We start from the raw sequence: 19548 nt of genomic DNA on the forward strand, positions 1-19548 counted from the left end.
AATCGGCGAGCGGCAGCGGAATGATTGCGGTGTGCAGTGCCGCGTGACGTGTTTGGCGCAACTCGCAAATGTCAAACCTGAGACATGCCACCTCGAGCACAAACGCCGTGATCCGACATGCGCACCGTGTCGAATAGACCCAGCAGACAACCGAAATGGTCGCTCGAGGCGGTGGCTGAATATCTCGGCGCGGACGGCGAGTTACTGCACGAGCAAGGAACCCTGGTTGTTGCCGGCGTCTGTCAGGACTCCCGTCAGGTTCGCCCTGGCGATATTTACGCGGCGCTGCCAGGCACCGAACACCATGGTGGCGAGTTCGTCGCCGAAGCAGCGCAGCGGGGTGCCGTCGCTGTGGTCAGCGATCGACCCACTGAAATATTGCCGGCGTTTGTGGTGAAGAACCCCCGAAAGATCCTCGGCCCTTTGGCCGCTTGGATATACGGCGATCCCTCCACATCGCTCGACGTATACGGCGTTACCGGCACCAACGGCAAGACCAGCACTACATTCATGCTCGAAGCCGGTCTAGCCGCGGCCGGACTGCGCACCGGCATCATCAGCGGAATCTGCGTTCGGGGACCAGACGGCGTATCGGAAGCGGAGCGAACGACACCTGAAGCGTGCACGTTGCAACGTACGTTGTCCGCTTTCGTCGACAACCGCGTCGACGCTGTCGCTATGGAAGCGTCGAGTCATGGTCTTGCACTACACCGAGTCAATGGGACGTTCTTTCGCGTCGCTGCCTTCACGAACCTTTCGCGTGACCATCTGGATTTCCACAAAACTATGGCGTCGTACTTCGACTCGAAGGCGCAGCTTTTCTTACCCGAACGTTGCGCCCGCGCGGCGATCAGTGTCGACGATCAGTACGGCAAAGCCCTCGCTGAACGCGTCACTGTTCCTCGTTTGACCTTCTCATCGCTTGGTGCCAGCGCCGATGTCACCGCCACTGACATCGAGGCCGATCAAACGGGAACATCTTTTGTTGCACGCCATGGGAGTTGGGAGAGGAAAATCCGGCTGCGCCTGCTGGGGTGTCACCAAGTTGACAACGCATTGGCGGCAATTGCCGCTCTTCGCATCGGAGGAGTCGATATCGCGGCGGCGCTCGACGGTATCGAAAATCTCGACACCGTCCCCGGGAGATTGGAAAATGTGGAAATAGGACAGAATTTCCTGGCATTCGTCGACTACGTACACAACGCAGGTGCGCAACTCCGCTTGTTTCCGTACCTGCGCTCGTTGTCGAAGGGAAAGATCATTGTCGTCATCGGCGCCACTGGGGGCCGGGACCCCGGCAAACGCGAGCCTCTGGGTCGTAATGCCGGCAGTCATGCCGACGTCGTTGTCGTCACCGACGAAGGTCCGTACCACGATGACGCAACAGCCCTCAGAAATGACGTGGCCGCGGGGGCGCGACTCGCGAATCATGCAGAGGTGCTTATCATCCCGAATCGGAGTGACGCTATACGGACCGCCGTATGCTTGGCAAAAGCAGGCGATATCGTTGTCGTTGCGGGGCGTGGGAACGACCACGTGATGAACTACGACGGTACGGAGATAGTGTTCGACGATCGCCAAGTACTCGAGCGCGCACTCGTCAAGTATGCAAAATAGTTGTCAGCGCACTGTCGTCCATTCACCCTTCGGATCGGTCAGAACAAGAAGGAAAACGACGCCGCACCGTACGCTACGGCCAACCCTACGAGAATCCATCCGACATACGATCTGATGGACAGCCTGCGAGTGCGATGCCATCGCGGCGACGCTCGTAAGAATGCCCCTACGGCGCCCACCAAGAGCGTCACGCTCGGCAAGAACACCAAAAGGCGTCGATCCTTACGCGAGCAGACCAGCACGTCGGTGTCGAAACACTCGCCCCGCCGAGAACCCAACACCACAAGTGCCACTATCATCACAATCACAACCAGGACGATCGAGACTGCGTAAGTGATTGTCCTCCTGCCGATTTCCCGCTCGGCCCCTGCGGCAAGACCGGGTTGTTCAGTCATCGAGGAAACCCTCCGCTGTATTTCACGCCGACCCATTCAGTATCGCAGTAGCGTTTCGCTCACGCTCGGCGCCCAGAGGCATTCGTGGGCCAATCGACCGCGCCGTCGTGATGATTGATCTGTAACCAGTCATACCTCCCGCCATACTCGCCTTGTCCTGATTTCAAATCGACTCTTGTCATCCAGTCTAAATGTAGCTTATCTACATCAGTGGATGCAGATAATTGACCGTTTGGAGTATAGGATTGCTTCAGTTAAACGGCCGCGTCACCACAACGCACAACCTCGAGGAGTCACCGATGCTCTTGCGTCTGCCAGGTGTTTACCCTCCACAGGAAGATACGTGGCTGCTGGCCGACGCACTGGCTGCAGAGAGACTAGGACGGGACTCTCGGGTACTGGATCTCTGCACCGGGACGGGGGCGCTGAGCTTGCGCGCCGCTGCAATCGGAGCCAGACATGTCACCGCCGTCGACATATCTCGTCGCGCAGTCGTCACCACCCAGTTGAATGCCATCCTGCATCGGCATTCGATTCGAGTGATTCAAGGCGATCTGACTACACCCGTTCAAGACCAACGTTTCGACGTAGTCATTTCCAACCCCCCGTACGTTCCTGCGCACGACGACGTCCTACCCACTCGCGGCGTGGAGCGGGCGTGGGACGCGGGCGTAGACGGGCGGGTGCTTCTGGATCGGATATGTACACACGCACCCCGAGTGCTTGCCGAGTCAGGTGTTCTCTTGATCGCGCAGTCTGTGCTCAGCGGGATTGAGAAAACTCAGTCCATGCTGGAAGAACAGGGATTATCTGTGGAAGTCGTGGCTCGCGCGGAGATCCCTTTCGGGCGCGTACTCTCCGCGCGGGCGGCACTGTTCGAGGCCCGCGGCCTCATCGCTCCGGGCCAGCGCACCGAAGAGATCGTTGTCCTTCGGGCCGCGAAACCAAGTCTCGACAAGGAGGTCATGTGAATTCCATGTCCGATACCGAACGCGACATGAGCTCGGTCACCGTCACCGTGTGCCCGGACGGACCGATACTTGTTCGTGGTCCTGCAACCCTGATCGATGGCGCGGGCAATCCGATCGAACGAAAACGGGCAACGGTCGCGCTGTGCCGATGCGGTGGTACGAGTATCTCTCCGTTCTGCGACGGCACACACAAGAAAAGGAAGTCCATCCCTCGTGACCAGCGCTGAATGTGGACGTGATGTGGCAAAGCCATGTGAGCCCTCGGCGCGGCCTAGTCGACCAGAGGACGTGAGGTTCGAGAGTTGTAGCGAGCCATCATGATTCGCGGTGGGCCTGCAGAGGAAACCGGAACCAACTCGCCGGTCAGACTCGAACTCCAGTTTGTTCGCTCAACTGTGCAACCCTCGCCGCCAGAATTGAATTCTCGGCCTCGAGCGACAGTATTAACCGGATGCCGACCAAGTTGACACCGTCGTCGATCAGCGCAGTGATACGGGCCAGCGTCTCCAGGTCCGATTCGCTGTATCGGCGGGTTCCGCCTCCGGTGCGGGTCGGTGTCAACAACCCTCGTCGCTCATACAATCTCAACGTTTGCGGCCCGACTCCGGAAAGTTCGGCCATCACCGAGATTCCGTAAACGCCTCGAAGCGCGCGCGCCTGGGTCTCTGACGTCACGGTATACCTCCTAGGCGTCTTCATTGACCGTGCAACCTTAACATTCTCTGCATTTCAATCTAACGTCGCCAGCACAGATTTCATGAGTCCAGCAGTGTGCAATGCGAGCGCGCATTTGTCCCGTCAATTTTCCACCTCAGCTGTTGCCAATTATCTGCAGCTGCTGGTATAGATTTTGAGGGAAGGCGATGGGCGCAACCGTCGAATGAACAGACAGATCTGAATGAACAGGCAGATCTAGTGTCACATCTGCAGAACGACGCCTCAGGCAGTGTTAACCACGCAACTCCAGGAGGCCCTATGACCAATCACGAGGGAAACCGGACCAAGGCTTATCCGACAGTGTCGAGAGAGCCTGCGTTGATCGGGTTTCGAAACACGGACACCAACTCCAAACCGACCTGCCTGACACTGTAACGTGGTCCGAAGATGGGCGGTGCGATAAGCGCAGTGCTACAAGCAAACTGAACAGCACTAGTTATTTTGCTGTCCAGTCCAGAGAAGTGTCGTCCAGATCCTGAAGTTTCTGCTTGATTTCCTGCATGCTCGGCGCGTGACCGCACATTTCCTCGCGGCACCATTTACCTCTGTGAACATTCGTGTACGGACACGTCCCAAATGGCGTGACACAAGACGCCGCAACACGAGACTCTGTCGATAGACACAGCGCCGAGAATGCTCGGGGACCACCCATCAGTCGCACGAATATCCTTGTAACTTATTGCGACGGAAAGGGATACATAGGTTGCATGCTCAGCAAACGACCGGAACACCCACGACTGTGCAGCACATGTTGGAGACACCATGACGACCGACAAAGATATCGCTACCGAGACAGTTGATCTACCCAGGTGGCGGGATCGAAAACGGTATTGGTGGCCCGTGGCCTTGTTGATCCCACTGAGCCCATTCCTGTCCTGGTTGCTCGTCGATCGTCTGAGCTTGGGATTGTTCTGGGCGACCGGGGCATGGATTCTGGTACTGATCATTCCGATCATCGACTTGATTTCAGGTAGAGACGGCCAGAGCCCGCCGGATCATGCAATTCCGCCGCTGCAAAAGGATCGCTATTATCGTTGGTGCACCTACCTTTTCGTGCCACTACAGTATGCCGGGTTGATGTTTGCGTGCTGGTGCTGGGTGAACGCCCCCATGGCGATGGGTGAGAAGATCGCCCTCTCCATGACAGTCGGAGTCGTAGCCGGCGTAGGAATCAATGCCGCACACGAGCTCGGACACAAAAGCGAAGCCGTCGAGCGATGGTTGGCAAAAATTGTTCTCGCACAATCGTTCTACGGGCATTTCTTCGTCGAACACAATCACGGGCACCATGTCCGAGTGGCAACACCTGACGATCCAGCCAGCGCTCGGTTCGGCGAATCATTCTGGATGTTTTTGTCACGCAGTGTAATCGGCGGATTGAAATCGAGTTGGGCGATCGAAACAGCGCGTGCGCGCCGACGCGGAAAACTCAGCTGGGGTGCGCAGAACAGCATCGTTCAGACATGGGTGATGAGCATCGTCTTATTCGGTGGACTGATCGCAGTGTTCGGCTGGCAGATCGCCCCTTGGCTAGCACTCCAAGCAATCGCCGGGATCTCATTTTTGGAGGCGGCAAATTACATCGAACACTACGGACTGCTACGCAAGCGCAGATCCGACGGCAGTTTTACGAAAGTCCGACCGGAGGACAGTTGGAACAGTGATCACATCGTCAGCAATGTGTTCCTTTATCAACTTCAACGTCACAGCGATCATCACGCCAACCCACGCCTGAGATACCAATCATTGCGAAGTAGCCCGGCGGCACCGCAACTGCCGGCGGGATACGCGGTAATGATCGTCTGCGCTTGGATACCCCCGTTGTGGAGGTGGCTCATGGATCGCCGTGTTCTCGCCTACTACGACGGTGATCTCACCCTCGTCAACACGAAAGCGACTTCACGATGAACGCGCACACCGGTGAGGAAAGGCAGGGCTCCACTCCCCCTGCAGGAACGACGGACCGCAGTAAAATACCGCCCGCCCCGGAGATCATCGCAGCGGTGGAATTCCTCCGCACGCAACCTGACGCAGCAAGCATCCGGCGCCGATATCTTGAACTGATAACACCAGGCAACGAGCGTGACGGCACCACCATCGACTACACCGCCGCTGAGCGCTACCTCCTCGCGACCGCTGCACGATACAAACGACAAGTACGCCTCGGTTCCCGCGCAGAGCAGGGTTCCGGAGAGCAAGGTTTCACGAAGCAGGACGACACCGACGGAAGATGATTCACAGCATTTCAACCGTCGAGATCCGGGAAGCGTCGAGCCGCAAAAAGCTTCTGACGACGGGAAAGTAGGATCTAGTACCGTTCGATGCAGGTAGGACTTAACAGCAGACCCCGAGGTGCACAAACGATGTCTTGGCCAGACAATGCCCTGACAGAACCCGCAGCTGTTTTTGCGGCGTTGGCCCAGATTCTTTACTCCGCGACAGACGATGCCGACGTGTACAACGCGATCTGTTCCGCCGCGGTCGAATTGATTCCCGGTTGTGATCATGCCAGTTTGATGCTGCGCCGTGGGAACACCACCGTCACCGTCGCTGCGAGTGATGAGATGGCCGCTTTTGCAGATGATTTGGAGCGCGCCACCGGAGAAGGTCCGTGCCTTGACGCTCTCGAAACCGAAACACCACAGCTCGAGTCGGATCTGCGCACTCCGAACCAGTGGCCTGAATTTGCGCGGCAAGCTCTCTCGAAGACTCCGATCCGTGGAAGCATGGGGTTCCGCCTACTCGTCGACCGACGCAAAATCGGTGCTCTCAACCTCTTCTCCGATACACCGGGAGCGTTCACGGAGGACATAGCCGACGTGGCTATTGTTCTCGTCTCCTTCGCGTCTGTGGCAGTCACTGCGTTGTCGCGAGGAGAGGATGCCGAATCGCTGCGGCGAGGTCTGACCGGTAGCCGTGAGATCGGCCAGGCCGTCGGTTTGCTGATGGGATTACACGGGGTATCGAGCGACGCAGCATTCGAGATTCTGCAGAGGACTTCGCAGAACATGAATGTCAAGGTCGCAGACCTCGCTCGCGACGTCATCGTCCGGCATCGATCTACTCTCGACTGACCGGCTCGCTGCCTCCTGAGAAAGTTGGCGCGAGACGGTTGCCTGGCAGCCGGCAGCATCATGTCTGGCCCGCTGGGATAGGATCTGTTTCAGTTCTTCGTCAAGCATCGGCAACGGACGTTTAATTCCCATGCCGTGCTGCCCTGCAACGGCCACCTCGAACAGGTAGGTCAATCATTCCCCTTACGTCGAAGCACTCGGAAACATATAACGACGCATTGATCGCACTGGCCGCTGCAACCCAGCGTCCGGCCAATGTTGTCAACCTCGCCGGCGATTACGCCATCCGTGTCGATCTCGAGTACAGCCGCTACGTACTGGCCACCAACACTGCCGAGGGTCTGTCGGACGAAACCTATCCCGCCGGCTCGTGGTTGGTTCGTATCTTCCAATCTCAAATCGGCGGCCTCCCAGACGAACTACTCGCCGACGCCACCGATGAATGGCTTATCGACGCATTCGATTCCGTTCTCAGGCGCCTCGAAGCCGACGGAAAGAAGATCTTCGCGGACGCGGACTTCGGAGACGTCAGCCTCCTGAAGCCGGCAACACACGTGATATCGGTGCACTCACAGATCACCCCGGCCCCTCGGCTGCGTTGCACGACTGAGGGATCTGCTCTGCAGGAATAAGTCTCACTCGATCGAATACGAACCAGATCGAAACTGTGTCGCTACAGCCGTTGCTCCGAACCACGCGCTTTGCCGCATTCCAGCAATGTGGATGTCAGCCGAGCGCTTCCCCCACCAAGAACGCGACCTTCTGCCGTTCCACATCCACGTCGAAGTCGGCGTCGCGGGCGGCGATGCGCGCGATCAGCTCCGTCACCGCAGCGTGGATCGTCTGTCGCAAGAATCCGCGTGGGTCGGAATCTCCCAGGACGTCGGCACTGTTCATCTGGATCTGCGCAGTGATCGTGCGCCGCGCCAGAAAAACACGCGGGGACCGGACACCGGTCGGATCAGTCACCGTCGTGATGTCGCCACCGACGATGACAAACAGGTCGAAGTCGTACTGGAACTCCACGTTCCGCAGCTGCCACTTGATCCGACTCAACTCTTCGAAGTAGGTCAGCGGTATCGACGGGCCGCCGAACACCGATCTGAACCTGAGCCGATGCGTCATCCGGCCACACCGATCGAAGGCTCACTCACGGTTCGCTCCGACGGGGCGCGGGTCGACAGCACCGTCCGGCGTGGCGACCTCCCAGTACAGGTTGGATGGCCCGACCAAGATGAGTGGGTCGACCCACTCGGCAACGACCTCGACGATGACGTCCTCGAGTTCCACTCGTGACCAAATCCGCGGCCGGACCGGAACCGCAGGCTCCCAGCCGTCCTCACCCCAGATGACCCCGAACAGTTCCCGCTCATCACCGAGCTGCCTATCCAACGTGAACGCATCAGGGCCGTCGAATCGCGCCCAGACATCGAACGTGCCGTGCGCGTCCTGGTCGACGAATACCTCGATGATCACGCCATCAATTCGGGCAGACGCTGTGTTGCGTATCGTTTCGAGCCGAGCGGCCACGACCAGCGACGCGGTGTCGAGGACGGCTCTCAGTGCGGCGCGGTACTCAGTTGCTTCCACGGACTCAGCATATCCGTGCCGTTCCCGGAGCAGTTCACCCTCGGAGCAACAGCATGCCCCTACAGCAGGAGAACACTAAATCTATTGATCGGCAACGGATCTCGCGAGATCGTGTCAAGATGTCCGATCACGGTCCCTCTCCACAATCCAGGCTGCAACCTGCGCCCGCGAGGTGAACCCCAGTTTTGTCAGTATGTGCTCCACATGCCCCTGGGCGGTGCGCGGTGAGATCACCAGCCGATCGGCGATGGCCTGGTTGGTCAGACCTTGGGCGATGAGATCGGCGACTTGGCGTTCCCGCTTGGTCAGTCGCGTCGAGGCGTCCATGCCGGATCCGGCTGCTGACGGGCAAGCAAGTGGTCGATCCAGTGCCGGCACTCGTTGTACAGGCCTTGGGAGCTCCAGAAGAAGGACAACGCGACAGCGGTTCGCAGGCCGGCGACGGGATCGTCGACGACGCTGAATTCGAGGGCTTCCCGCAGGTTCGGTTGCTCGCGCTTCAGACGCGCGATCCAGTCGAGTTGGCGGTCGCTGACCCACTCGGCCTCCGCGTCGAGCGCCAACCGTTCGTACCAGTCCCGGTGCCGGCGGCGCAGTTCCGTTAGATCGCCGGACTGCTCGAGCTTCTCGTAGCCGTACTCGCGCAACGTCTCGAGCATCCGGAACCGCACCACCGACCCATGTTCCTCGCGAATCAGAATCGACTTATCGACCAATGACGTCAACGTGTCGAGAAGCGCGCCCGGATACTGGTCCGCGCTGCACACCTGCTCCGCAGCATCGAGTTCGAAACTACCCGCGAATACCGCCAACCGACCCCACACCAGTTGCTCACTGGCAGTACATAACTCGAAGCTCCAGTCGATACAGAGCCGCAACGTCTGCTGCCGCGACGGGGCGCCCCGGATACCTCGAGTCAGCAGCGCGTATCGATCAGTCAATCGCTCGAGAATCTGCTCGAGCGACATCGCCCGCAATCGCGCCGCCGCCAGCTCGATCGGCAACGGCAGCCCGTCGAGCCTGCGGCAGATCCCGGCCACCGTCTCCGCGTTCTCCTCGGTGAGCACAAATCCCGGAACTGCCGACGCGGCGCGCTCGCCGAACAACGACACTGCATCGTATTTAGACAATCCCCGGAGCGACGGCTTCCGCTCGGGCTCAGGGACGCCAAGCGGCGGAACCCGCAGCACCGCCTCCCCACCGATGTCGAGGGGTTCGCGGCTGGTAGCCAGAATCCGTAGCGACGGACAGACGCGCACCAGGGTCGCGGCCAATTCAGCGACGGCATCGACCAGCTGTTCACAGTTATCCAGAACCAGCAGCAATTCCCGCGGTTCGAGAAACTCGATCAGCATCTCCGGTACCGGTCTCGCCGACTGGCCCCGCAGTCCCAGCACACCAGCCACTGTTTCGATCAGCAACGACTCGTCACGCAGCTCGCCCAACTCGACGACCCGGACGCCATCGTCAAATTCGCTGTGCATCCCCGCCGCGAGCCGCATCGCCAGCCGCGTCTTTCCGACCCCGCCGATCCCGGTCAACGTCACCAACGGGCCAGCGGCGAGCAGGTTCTTCGCTTCGGTCAGCTCGCGTCGGCGGCCCACAAAGCTGGTCAGTTCCAGCGGAAGCTCCCCCGTCGTGCTCGGAGTAAAGGCACCTGAACGTCGCAGTCGACCTTCAGGGCCAGGTCGCCAGCCGCCGCCCGGTTCGCCGGGTTCGCCGGGTTCGGCACGTAGGGACATCTCGTCGACCGGGAAATCGTAGTGCCGTTGCAGTTGCCGCAGTTGCTCGCCGAACTCCGCGGCAGTGACTGGGCGCGCGCCGGGCGTCCGCGACATCGCGCGAGAGATTACTTCGGCCACGTCGTCGGGGATCCCATGGTCACGCAAGTCGGGTACCGCTTGCTTGGTGATCCGCAGAAACTGCGCGACAACTTGCTCACCGCTACGACGCTCGAACGGGGCGTGACCGGTGAGAGCGCTGAACAGGACAGCGCCAAGACCGTAAATATCGGCCGCTGGACTCGACGGATCTCCCCCCAGCACCTCCGGCGCCGTATATGCCGGCGACCCGGTGACGACCCCGGTGGCAGTCTCGAAACCACCGGTGATATGCGCGATACCGAAGTCGGCCAACTCCGGTTCGCCGTACTCGGTGAGCAGGATGTTGGCGGGTTTGATGTCGCGGTGCAGGATGCCGAGCCTGTGCGCCGACTCCACCGCGCCCGCCATCTTCACCCCCAGGCGGAACGCCTGATCCAACGGCAGCGGACCGTCGCGTCGAATCCGAGCATCGAGGGAATCCCGCGGGTGATACGGCATCACGATGAACGGACAGCCACTGTCGGTGGCGCCGACCTGCAAAATGTTGACGATGTTCGGGTGTCCGGTCAGCCGGCCCATCGCTTGCTGTTCCCGGAAGAAGCGAGACCTGTTCTCCTCGTCGAGATCAACCGTGAGCACCTTCACCGCAACCGGGCGATCCAAATCTGCCTGCATGCAGCGGTAGACGACGCCGAATCCGCCGCGGCCGATCTCCTGGACATCGTCGAAGCCGGCACTTCCCAGTTCCACGGCCGACGGCGGCGGGTAACGCTGAGTGCCGAGCGAATCACCTTCACCCATCGGACGGCCTACTCACTCCGTCGGCACCTAACTCCTGGCCACTGGTCCCGACGGCACGACCAGCGCCCTTCAACCCTATCCCTCACCAGTCGTAGAGGATCGTCATCACTGCCGCAATCTGATTCAATGGAAAGATGTGCAGGTGGCTGGCATATTCAGGTGAACCGATCCTTGCGCATGACCTCTTGTTCCGGCCGAAGCACTCGCTAATCGACCAGAGCCTGCATTCCCGTCTCGGTGCGACGACAACCAATGGCGACGGCTTCGGAATCGGTTGGTACGGGGAGGGCAGCGAGCCTGCCCTGTTCAAGAGCATTGAACCCGCGTGGAACGACTCGAACCTCCGCGAGGTCACCAGCCAATTGCGCACTCCGTTGCTCTTCGCTCACGTCCGCGCATCAACCGGTACTCCGGTGCAGCGCAGCAACTGTCACCCATTTCGGCACGGGAATTGGATGTGGATGCACAACGGTTCCCTGCACGGGTTTCATGAGATCAAACGCGAATTGGTGACCGCCATCGATCCATCGCTCTTCCCCGACTTGGAGGGCTCCACGGACTCGGAAACTCTGTTCTTTCTCGCGCTCACCTTCGGCTTGACCGATGATCCGTTCGACGGGGTTGCCAGAGCGGTCGGGTTTGTCGAGCAGACAGCCCGCGCCCACGGAATCGACAATCCAGTACAGATGACGGTCGCTACGACGGACGGAACATCAACCTGGATCTTCCGCTATTCGACTGAAAGACAATCAAGGTCGCTCTTCTTCTCCACCGAGATCTCCACGCTGCGGAAACTCCATCCCGAAGTGGAAGCATTGCACCACCTTGGTGAAGAAGCACGAATCGTCGTTTCCGAACCACTGCGCGACCTTCCGGGAGCGTGGAACGAGGTGCCGGAATCGGCTGCGGGTGTCGTTCAAGCGGGACGGGACGAAATGCGGGAGTTCGAGCCAATCCCTACGTGAGTGTCGGTTCGACATCGACATCCACTCAGACAAACAAAAAATGCGGTTCCGGATTTCTCCGGAGCCGCATTTTTGTTCTTCGGTCGGGCTGACAGGATTTGAACCTGCGACCACTTGACCCCCAGTCAAGTGCGCTACCAAGCTGCGCCACAGCCCGTCCGCGCCCTTGTTTCGGGCGCTTGGAAAGATTACATCAGAGACGGGCTGAAGTACCAATCGGCTGGTCAGAGCCTTTTTAGTACTGTTTGGACGCAGAAACTAGCGGCTCTTACGGTCGCGCTTCTCGCGCACTCGGACGGATACGCGGATCGGGCTGCCGTCGAAGTTGAACTCTTCACGCAGACGCCGCTCGATGAAGCGGCGGTAGCCGGCCTCGAGGAAGCCTGTGGTGAAGAGAACGAAGGTCGGCGGGCGTGTGCTTGCCTGGGTCGCGAACATGATGCGAGGCAGTCGGCCACCGCGCATCGGCGGCGGTGTTGCTGCCACAACTTCCTTGAGCCAGGTGTTCAGGCGACCCGTGGGGATGCGCTTGTCCCAGGACTCCAGAGCCGTGTCGAGAGCCGGCACGAGCTTCGCCACGGCGCGACCGGTGTGGGCGGAGATGTTGACTCGCTGAGCCCATGGAACGCGGACTAGATCGCGGTCCACTTCCTTGTCCAGCATGAGTCGACGGTCCTCGTCCACGAGGTCCCACTTGTTGAATGCGATCACCAATGCGCGACCCGTGTCGGCCACCATGCTCAGAACACGGAGGTCCTGCTCGGTGATCGGCTCGTGTGCGTCGATGAGCAGGATCGCGACCTCAGCGGCCTCGATCGCGCTCTTCGTGCGCAGCGACGCATAGAACTCGGCGCCGCTGGCATGGCTGACGCGCTTGCGCAGACCAGCCGTGTCGACGAAACGCCAAGGGCGCCCGCCGAGTTCGACGATCGAGTCGACCGGGTCGACGGTGGTGCCGGCAACGTTGTGTACGACGGACCGCTCGTCGCCGGACAGCTTGTTGAGCAAGCTGGACTTTCCGACGTTCGGCTTTCCGACCAGAGCAACACGACGCGGGCCGCCGCCAGGGATGCCTTCACGCGGGGTTTCCGGAAGCTTCTCCAGAACCTCGTCGAGCAGGTCGCCGGTACCGCGGCCGTGCGTCGCACTCACGGAGTACGGCTGACCGAGACCCAAGGACCACAGTGCGGCGACCTCGGACTCGGTGCGTCCGTCGTCCACCTTGTTGGCAACGAGAATGACCGGGGTCTTGGAACGACGCAGCACCCGAGCCACAGCTTCATCCGTCGCGGTGGCCCCGACAACAGCGTCGACGACCAGGAGAATGGCGTCAGCCGTTCCCATGGCCAACTCGGCCTGACGCGCAACGGCCTGCTGAAGGCCCTTTGCGTCGGGCTCCCATCCGCCAGTGTCCTGGACGAGGAAGCGTCGTCCGGCCCAGTTCGCCTCGTATGAGACACGGTCACGGGTAACGCCGGGGATGTCCTCGACTACCGCTTCACGGCGGCCGATGATGCGGTTCACGAGCGTCGACTTGCCGACGTTCGGTCGACCGACAACAGCCAAGGTCGGAACGGCAATGTGCGCTTCGCCTTCGCCGTCCGCTTCGAGATCGGCGTAGTCCCACTCCGATTCCTCGGACCAGGTTCCGTCGCCGGCAAATTCGGTTACCAGATCGTCGCTCACTGCACTGCTCCAGTTCTGTCGCTGACCACCAACAGCAGCTTGGCGATCACATCTTCAATGCCCAATTCGCTCGTATCCACCAGGATGGAATCCTCGGCAGGGCGCAACGGCGACACTGCCCGAGTCGAATCGAGATGGTCACGGCGCTGCACATCAGCCAGCACCGCTTCGTAATTGTCTTCGCGGCCTTGGCCGACATTCTGCGTATTGCGCCGTGCCGCACGGGTTTCCGCCGATGCGGTCAAGAAAATCTTGACGTCTGCATCAGGGAGTACGACGGTTCCGATATCGCGTCCTTCGACGACGATCCGCTCTGCGCCCGCCGCCAGCTCACGCTGAGTAGCGACCAACAGGTCGCGAACCTCGGGCACGGCGGACACAGCGGAGACAGCCTTGGTCACCGCGTCGCCGCGGATCTCTTCGCCGACGTCGTCGCCGTCGAGCAGAACCTGCTCGCTGACGGGATCGGTGCCGATGGACCAGGGCAACGCCGCAACCGCAGCGGTAATCGCCGCAGCGTCAGCCAGATCGATTCCCTGACGCAGCACGTGCAGGGTCGCGATCCGGTAGATAGCTCCGGTGTCGAGGTAGCGGGCGCCCAAACGCTGCGCCAACGCACGGGAGACGCTGGACTTGCCGGTTCCGGACGGTCCGTCCATCGCGACCACCAGCGGCATGGACGAATCGGTCACAGGCCGACCGCCTCGTAAAGTCCACCGACCTCGCTACGACCGAGTACGCGCTGCGTTCCCGGACGCTGATCGCCGAGAGCGACAACGCCGACGTTGGTGCGAACCAGACGGACAACGGGGTGACCGACCGCATCGAGGAGGCGACGCACGATGTGCTTGCGACCTTCGTGCAGAACGAGCTTGACGAGAGTCTTGCCCTCGTTGATCTCGAGCACGGTGAACGCGTCCACCTTGGCCGGACCGTCGTCGAGGGTGACACCGTCACGCAACTGCTTACCGGTGCTGCGCTCGACAACGCCGTGAACCGTGGCGAGGTACGTCTTCGGAACCTCGAACGACGGGTGCATCAGGCGGTGAGCGAGATCGCCGTCGTTGGTGAAGAGGAGCAAGCCCTCGGTGTCGGCGTCGAGACGGCCGACGTGGAACAGTCGCTGACCAGACTGAACGCGCTCGGAGACGATGTCACCGACACACGGGCGACCGAGGTCGTCAGACATGGTGCACTGCCATCCACGCGGCTTGTTCATTGCCAAGTAGACGAGGTCCTTCTGCACGACAACACGAACGCCGTCGACGCGGACTACTGCGTTCTCGGGATCAACACGCAGACCCTGCTCCACCACGATGCGGCCGTCGACCTCGACGCGACCCTGGTCGATCAGTTCTTCTGCTGCACGACGTGATGCGACGCCGGCCTGAGCCAGCACCTTCTGCAAGCGGACGCCGTCGCCCTTCGGCGGGCCGTCGTGCTTGGTGACCTCGGCGTGCTGATGACGCGCCGGCTTGGCGTTGGACACCAACGGGTTCTGGGAGACGACGCGCTGCGGCTTCTCCGTCTTCGGCTTGCCACGCTTGTTGGTTGCCGCCGGTGTCGGGGCTGCCGGGCGCTTGCGCGGAGGTCCGTCGAATTTGGATCCACGAGGAGCGTTTGCCCAGGCAGTGCCGCGAGGGGCCTCGGGGCGTGCGCCGCGCTGATCGTCGCTGCGACGGTCAGCACCACCGCGCGGTGCGCGACGGGCATCAACGTGAGGGGTACGACGGTCATCGCTGCGGGGGCCGCGACGATCGTCATTGCGCGGGCCTCGGCGGTCGTCATTGCGCGGGCCGCGCCGGTCATCGTTGTAGCCACCACGACGGTCGTCGGTGCGTGCCGGACGACGGTCGTCGTTGTAACCACCACGACGGTCGTCGGTCCGTGCGGGACGACGATCATCACTACGTGCGGGACGACGATCATCACTGCGCGGAGGGCGACGATCATCACTGCGCGGGGGGCGCCGATCATCATTGAATCCACCGCGACGGTCATCCGTGCGGGGGCGGTCGGATCCGGCATTGCGGTCGTATCCGGAAGTACCGCGGGAAGTGTTGCTGCGTCCACCACGCGGGGCTTCGCTGCGTGCGCCACGGGGGGCGTCACTGCGTCCACCACGGGGGCTGTCGCTACGACCACCGCGGGGGGCATCGCTGCGTGCGCCGCGGGTGTCGCGGGAGTTGTTACGGTCCGGTGTGCCATCTCGGCGAGCGGGATTGTTCACTTTTTTCCTGTCAGTTTTCAGCTGTTTCCCGACTGTGGTCGGGTCTTTTCTTTCTGCTGACGACGGCGGGTTTTCCCCGTCAGTCGTCGTCGACTTCGGTGTCCACCACGTCGGTGGGCACGTCGGCCTTGTTCATTCTCGCAAATCGCGGATCGGATTCGAGGCTTTCGCTGATGTCGTCGATCAGGTCGACATCAGGCAAAAGCGGTGCCAACTCCGGGAGATCGCTCAGCGAGCTCAATCCGAGCCGTTCGAGGAACAGTTCGGTTGTGGAGTACCGTGTCGCGTTGGTGTCCGGGTCTGGCCCGGCTTCCGCGATCAGTCCGCGGGCGAGGAGTGTGCGTACCACCCCGTCCACGTTGACGCCTCGTACTGCACTGATCCGCGCACGAGTCAACGGTCCACGGTATGCGACTATCGCCAAAGTTTCCAATGCTGCGCGGGTCAGTTTGGTACGTGCGCCGTCCAGCAACAGCCGTTCGACGTAGGGGGCGAATTCTTGCCGCGTGTAGAAACGCCATCCGTCGCCTGCGTATCGCAGGTCTATGCCGCTGCCACGGGCGGTAAGTGCAGCCGACATCAGTTGCAGTCGCTGCTCGACGCGAGCCGGATCGGTACCGGTCACGGAGGCAAGTTGCGCCACCTCTGCCGGTGAATCGACTACGAGCAGCAACGACTCGAGCACAGCGTCGAGTTGAGTGTCGTCCAGCTCGAAAGCCAGAGCCGAATCACCCTCACCGGAGTCATCTACCTGCACAGATTCCGTCGCGGCCGGATTGAGACTCATCGGTAGTCCTCCTCGGTGACGGGGGTTGATTCCTCGCCGGTCCAGGTAACGAGCAGTGGCCCGAGCGGCTCGGGTTGGTCAAAGGCAATGGTGCGCCGACGGTACAGCTCGAGCAGCGCCAGGAAGCGGGCGACAATCGGGGCGGCGTCGTCACAGTCCTCGATCAGGTCCGGAAACGGTACCCACTCCCCTGTGCCGCGGGCACGCAGTAGTTCGAGGATGAACTCCGCTTGTTCGGGGATCGAGATATTGGACACATGCAGGTGATCGAGGCTGACTGTGGGCACCGGCCGGGGTGCGAAAACGGCTGCGGCGATCTCGGCGAACTTGTGCGAATCCACTCCGAGCAGCACTTCGGGAAGGAGATCGGCGAACTGGTCCTCGACGGCAACGGAGCGGGGGTATCGCCGCAATGCTGCTTCCTCGAGTTCACCGAACAGCGTCGCAACTTGCTTGTAGGCGCGGTACTGAAGGAGCCTGGCAAAAAGAAGGTCACGGGCTTCGAGCAGAGCAAGATCCTCGGCGTCCTCGACTTCTCCTGCCGGCAGGAGCCTGGCGGCTTTCAGATCGAGAAGTGTCGCGGCGACAACAAGAAACTCCGTCGTCTGATCGAGCCCCATCGCACTGCCGAGTTGCCGGGTGTACGCGATGAAATCGTCGGTGACGGTGTGCAGCGCTATCTCGGTGACGTCGAGTTGGCGTTGATTGATCAGGGAAAGCAACAGATCGAACGGCCCTTCGAAGTTACGAAGTGTTACGCGAAACTCTGCAACTGCTGGGGATGAATCTTCTTGCGGTGGAATCAGTTTCACTAACGACCAGACCGGTGGATTACTTCGCGGGCCAGCGCCCGATACGCCTCGGCTCCGGCAGATTTGGGTGCCCAGGTGGTGATCGGCTCGCCGGCCACGCTGGTTTCGGGGAAACGCACGGTGCGGTTGATCACGGTGTCGTAGACAACGTCGCCGAACACCTCGACGACGCGCGCCATCACCTCACGGGCGTGGAGTGTGCGCGAGTCGAACATCGTGACGACGATACCGGCCAACTCGAGTTTGGAATTGAGCCGGTCGTGAACCTTTTCGACGGTGTCGTTGAGCAGCGCCAGACCGCGCAGGCTGAAGTACTCGCATTCCATCGGAATGATCACGGAATCAGCGCAGGCCAAAGCATTGACCGTCAGCAGACCGAGCGACGGCTGGCAGTCGATCAGGACGTAGTCGTATCGATCCAGAACCGGATGCAATACGCGGCCCAGTGTCTGTTCACGTCCCACTTCGGTAACCAGCTGAATCTCGGCCGCCGACAGATCGATATTGCTCGGCAGCAGATCCAGTCCGTCGATCCGGGTGCGCATCAGTACGTCGTCGATGGACACACGCGGTTCGACGAGCAGGTTGTGAACCGTCAGTTCCAGATCGTGGTGCTGCACGCCCAACCCTGCGGACAGCGCGCCCTGCGGGTCCAGATCGACCAACAGCACGCGGCGGCCGTACTCCGCCAATGCGGCCCCCAGATTGATCGTGGACGTCGTCTTGCCGACGCCACCCTTCTGGTTACACATTGCGATGATCATCGCGGGACCGTGGTGCGGCAACGGGGTCGGCAGCGGGACTTCTCGTACCGGCCTACCGGTTGGTCCGAGTTCTTCGACTGACGGAGCGTCCGAAGAGGTCGGTAGGTCGAATATCGCCTCGGAATCGGTGGCTGGGGCAGGTTCGGTAGAGGGGTCGAGGTACTGGGTTGTGACATACGGCGGCGCTGACTCCGCCGCTGCTCGCTGCGATGTCGACACGGTCCGATGCTCCCCTGTTCTTTCGACGGTTGCTCTCGGCGCCGGCAACCCGTGGAATACCCGGCAATACCGAATTCCGACAGGCCGAATACTCACAAGAGTCGCTCGCGCGCCTTGAACGCTACCGCTTATTTCTCCGATTTCTCACGCAACACGCATTACACGCAGCCGGCTAGCGCGCCCGGGGGTGTGCTTGCGCCCACACTTCACGCAGCGCTGTGACGGTGACCAAGGTGTAGATCTGGGTTGTGGTGACCGACGCGTGGCCCAGAAGTTCCTGCACAACACGAACGTCGGCACCGCCGTCCAGCAGGTGTGTGGCAAAGGAATGTCGCAGCGTGTGGGGCGAAACGTCAGCCGTGATTCCTGCCGATGCCGCCGAATCCTGAAGGATCTGCCAGGCACTTTGCCGGGACAACCGTCCACCTCGCGCGTTGAGGAACAGGGCAGGCAAGCCCCTGGTAGCCAGCGCGGGCCGGCCACGCACAAGATAAGCGTCGACGGCCTCGATCGCGGGCCGACCGATGGGCACCACGCGTTGCTTTCCGCCCTTGCCGTGGAGCACAACGGATCGAGAGTGGGTGTCGATGTCGTCGACATCGAGGTCGATGGCTTCCGAGATACGAGCTCCGGTGGAGTAAAGCAGTTCCAGGAGTGCGCGATCCCTCAGATCCCGGGGACCGTCTCCGGCAGCGCCACCACCGGACGCTTCCAATAGCGCGATGATCTGGTCGAGCGGGAGCGCTTTGGGGAGTTTGCGTCCGGGGGTCGGCGGTTTGACTGCCCGGGCCACGTCGACCGTTGTGAGTCCTTCGGCGGTCGAGAACTTGTGGAAACCGCGTACCGCGATCAGGGTCCGCGCGGCAGAACTCGGCGCCAACGCGACAATTCCGGCGTCCTTGTCCCCCAGCCGCAAATTCGTCACGAATTCCGTGATGTCGTTTTCAGCAACTCGAGAGACATTGTCGATGCCCCTGGCATTGAGGAATTCGACGTAGCGATACAGATCCCGGCGGTACGAGAGAAGAGTATTGCGAGCGGATCCCCGCTCGACCGCTAGGTGGTCCAGAAATGAATCCACCTGTCTGGCAAGCATT

19 protein-coding genes, 1 tRNA gene and 2 pseudogenes are annotated in these 19548 nt (G+C 61.1%); 8 read left to right on the plus strand and 14 right to left on the minus strand.

The window, feature by feature from the left end; translation table 11 throughout:
- Positions 1-171 precede the first annotated feature (171 nt).
- Complete coding sequence (locus tag RG2_RS15040) at positions 172-1617, plus strand: UDP-N-acetylmuramoyl-L-alanyl-D-glutamate--2,6-diaminopimelate ligase (protein ID WP_230590017.1); 1446 nt, start codon at positions 172-174, stop codon at positions 1615-1617.
- Positions 1618-1655: 38 nt separating this feature from the next.
- On the opposite strand, the gene RG2_RS15045 is transcribed toward RG2_RS15040, so the two are convergent.
- Entirely contained in the window at positions 1656-2012 is a 357-nt protein-coding gene (locus RG2_RS15045) for a hypothetical protein (RefSeq protein ID WP_033231900.1), read from the minus strand.
- Positions 2013-2311: 299 nt separating this feature from the next.
- Here RG2_RS15045 and RG2_RS15050 point away from each other — a divergent pair, with 299 nt between their 5' ends.
- Together RG2_RS15050 and RG2_RS15055 are read left to right on the plus strand one after the other, a co-directional pair.
- Positions 2312-2983 (plus strand): HemK2/MTQ2 family protein methyltransferase, encoded by a 672-nt coding sequence (locus RG2_RS15050; RefSeq protein WP_033231899.1) that lies wholly within the window; start codon positions 2312-2314, stop codon positions 2981-2983.
- Positions 2984-2988: 5 nt separating this feature from the next.
- Entirely contained in the window at positions 2989-3210 is a 222-nt protein-coding gene (locus tag RG2_RS15055) for a CDGSH iron-sulfur domain-containing protein (protein ID WP_033232178.1), read from the plus strand.
- A 136-nt stretch (positions 3211-3346) separates the two neighbouring features.
- Here the strand turns inward: RG2_RS15055 and RG2_RS15060 are convergent, their stop codons facing one another.
- Positions 3347-3658, minus strand: a complete 312-nt coding sequence (locus RG2_RS15060) for a MerR family transcriptional regulator (protein ID WP_033231898.1) — start codon at positions 3656-3658, stop codon at positions 3347-3349.
- An 804-nt stretch (positions 3659-4462) separates the two neighbouring features.
- On the opposite strand from RG2_RS15060, the gene RG2_RS15065 reads away from it, so the two are divergent.
- From RG2_RS15065 to RG2_RS15080, 4 genes are all read left to right on the plus strand, one after another.
- The gene (locus RG2_RS15065; RefSeq protein WP_045067861.1) at positions 4463-5608 is read left to right on the plus strand and encodes an alkane 1-monooxygenase; all 1146 of its coding nucleotides are present in this window, start codon (positions 4463-4465) and stop codon (positions 5606-5608) included.
- A complete protein-coding gene (locus RG2_RS15070; RefSeq protein WP_051730309.1) occupies positions 5605-5934 on the plus strand; it encodes a hypothetical protein in 330 nt (109 codons plus the stop codon). The genes RG2_RS15065 and RG2_RS15070 overlap by 4 nt, the downstream gene beginning before the upstream one ends.
- 129 nt (positions 5935-6063) lie before the next feature.
- Entirely contained in the window at positions 6064-6774 is a 711-nt protein-coding gene (locus tag RG2_RS15075; protein WP_033231897.1) for a GAF and ANTAR domain-containing protein, read from the plus strand.
- 176 nt (positions 6775-6950) lie between these two features.
- Positions 6951-7406, plus strand: a complete 456-nt coding sequence (locus RG2_RS15080) for a hypothetical protein (protein ID WP_230590040.1) — start codon at positions 6951-6953, stop codon at positions 7404-7406.
- A 94-nt stretch (positions 7407-7500) separates the two neighbouring features.
- On the opposite strand, the gene RG2_RS15085 is transcribed toward RG2_RS15080, so the two are convergent.
- The 4 genes and pseudogenes from RG2_RS15085 to RG2_RS15095 all read right to left on the minus strand — a co-directional run.
- Positions 7501-7899, minus strand: coding sequence for a hypothetical protein (locus tag RG2_RS15085; RefSeq protein ID WP_033231896.1), 399 nt, complete (start codon positions 7897-7899; stop codon positions 7501-7503).
- Between the two features lie 21 nt (positions 7900-7920).
- Complete coding sequence (locus RG2_RS15090) at positions 7921-8364, minus strand: DUF6389 family protein (RefSeq protein WP_033231895.1); 444 nt, start codon at positions 8362-8364, stop codon at positions 7921-7923.
- A gap of 114 nt (positions 8365-8478) precedes the next feature.
- Positions 8479-8691 carry a response regulator transcription factor gene (locus tag RG2_RS32825; RefSeq protein ID WP_443096518.1) on the minus strand — a complete coding sequence of 71 codons (213 nt, stop codon included), beginning with the start codon at positions 8689-8691 and terminating at the stop codon, positions 8479-8481.
- Between the two features lie 14 nt (positions 8692-8705).
- Positions 8706-10988: pseudogene (locus tag RG2_RS15095) on the minus strand (protein kinase domain-containing protein); the annotation flags it as partial.
- Positions 10989-11122: 134 nt separating this feature from the next.
- Here RG2_RS15095 and RG2_RS15100 point away from each other — a divergent pair.
- Positions 11123-11953 carry a class II glutamine amidotransferase gene (locus RG2_RS15100; protein ID WP_172935593.1) on the plus strand — a complete coding sequence of 277 codons (831 nt, stop codon included), beginning with the start codon at positions 11123-11125 and terminating at the stop codon, positions 11951-11953.
- An 83-nt stretch (positions 11954-12036) separates the two neighbouring features.
- On the opposite strand, the gene RG2_RS15105 is transcribed toward RG2_RS15100, so the two are convergent.
- The 8 genes and pseudogenes from RG2_RS15105 to xerD all read right to left on the minus strand — a co-directional run bounded on the left by RG2_RS15105 (position 12037) and on the right by xerD (position 19547).
- Positions 12037-12110, minus strand: a tRNA-Pro gene (locus RG2_RS15105).
- Positions 12111-12211: 101 nt separating this feature from the next.
- A complete protein-coding gene (gene der / locus RG2_RS15110) occupies positions 12212-13639 on the minus strand; it encodes a ribosome biogenesis GTPase Der (RefSeq protein ID WP_033231894.1) in 1428 nt (475 codons plus the stop codon).
- A complete protein-coding gene (gene cmk, locus RG2_RS15115) occupies positions 13636-14316 on the minus strand; it encodes a (d)CMP kinase (RefSeq protein ID WP_174557368.1) in 681 nt (226 codons plus the stop codon). Before cmk ends, der begins: the two co-directional genes overlap by 4 nt.
- 11 nt (positions 14317-14327) lie before the next feature.
- Positions 14328-15197: pseudogene (locus RG2_RS32710) on the minus strand (pseudouridine synthase); the annotation flags it as partial.
- Positions 15198-15948: 751 nt separating this feature from the next.
- Positions 15949-16656, minus strand: a complete 708-nt coding sequence (scpB, locus tag RG2_RS15125) for an SMC-Scp complex subunit ScpB (RefSeq protein WP_033231890.1) — start codon at positions 16654-16656, stop codon at positions 15949-15951.
- Entirely contained in the window at positions 16653-17468 is an 816-nt protein-coding gene (locus RG2_RS15130; RefSeq protein WP_051730308.1) for a segregation and condensation protein A, read from the minus strand. Before RG2_RS15130 ends, scpB begins: the two co-directional genes overlap by 4 nt.
- Complete coding sequence (locus RG2_RS15135) at positions 17468-18346, minus strand: ParA family protein (protein WP_371851320.1); 879 nt, start codon at positions 18344-18346, stop codon at positions 17468-17470. The genes RG2_RS15130 and RG2_RS15135 overlap by 1 nt, the downstream gene beginning before the upstream one ends.
- 277 nt (positions 18347-18623) lie before the next feature.
- Positions 18624-19547 (minus strand): site-specific tyrosine recombinase XerD, encoded by a 924-nt coding sequence (gene xerD, locus RG2_RS15140; protein ID WP_033231888.1) that lies wholly within the window; start codon positions 19545-19547, stop codon positions 18624-18626.
- Position 19548: the final 1 nt, after the last annotated feature.

It is taken from the genome of Rhodococcus globerulus NBRC 14531 (assembly GCF_001894805.1).
Classification (GTDB): Bacteria; Actinomycetota; Actinomycetes; order Mycobacteriales; family Mycobacteriaceae; genus Rhodococcus_F; species Rhodococcus_F globerula.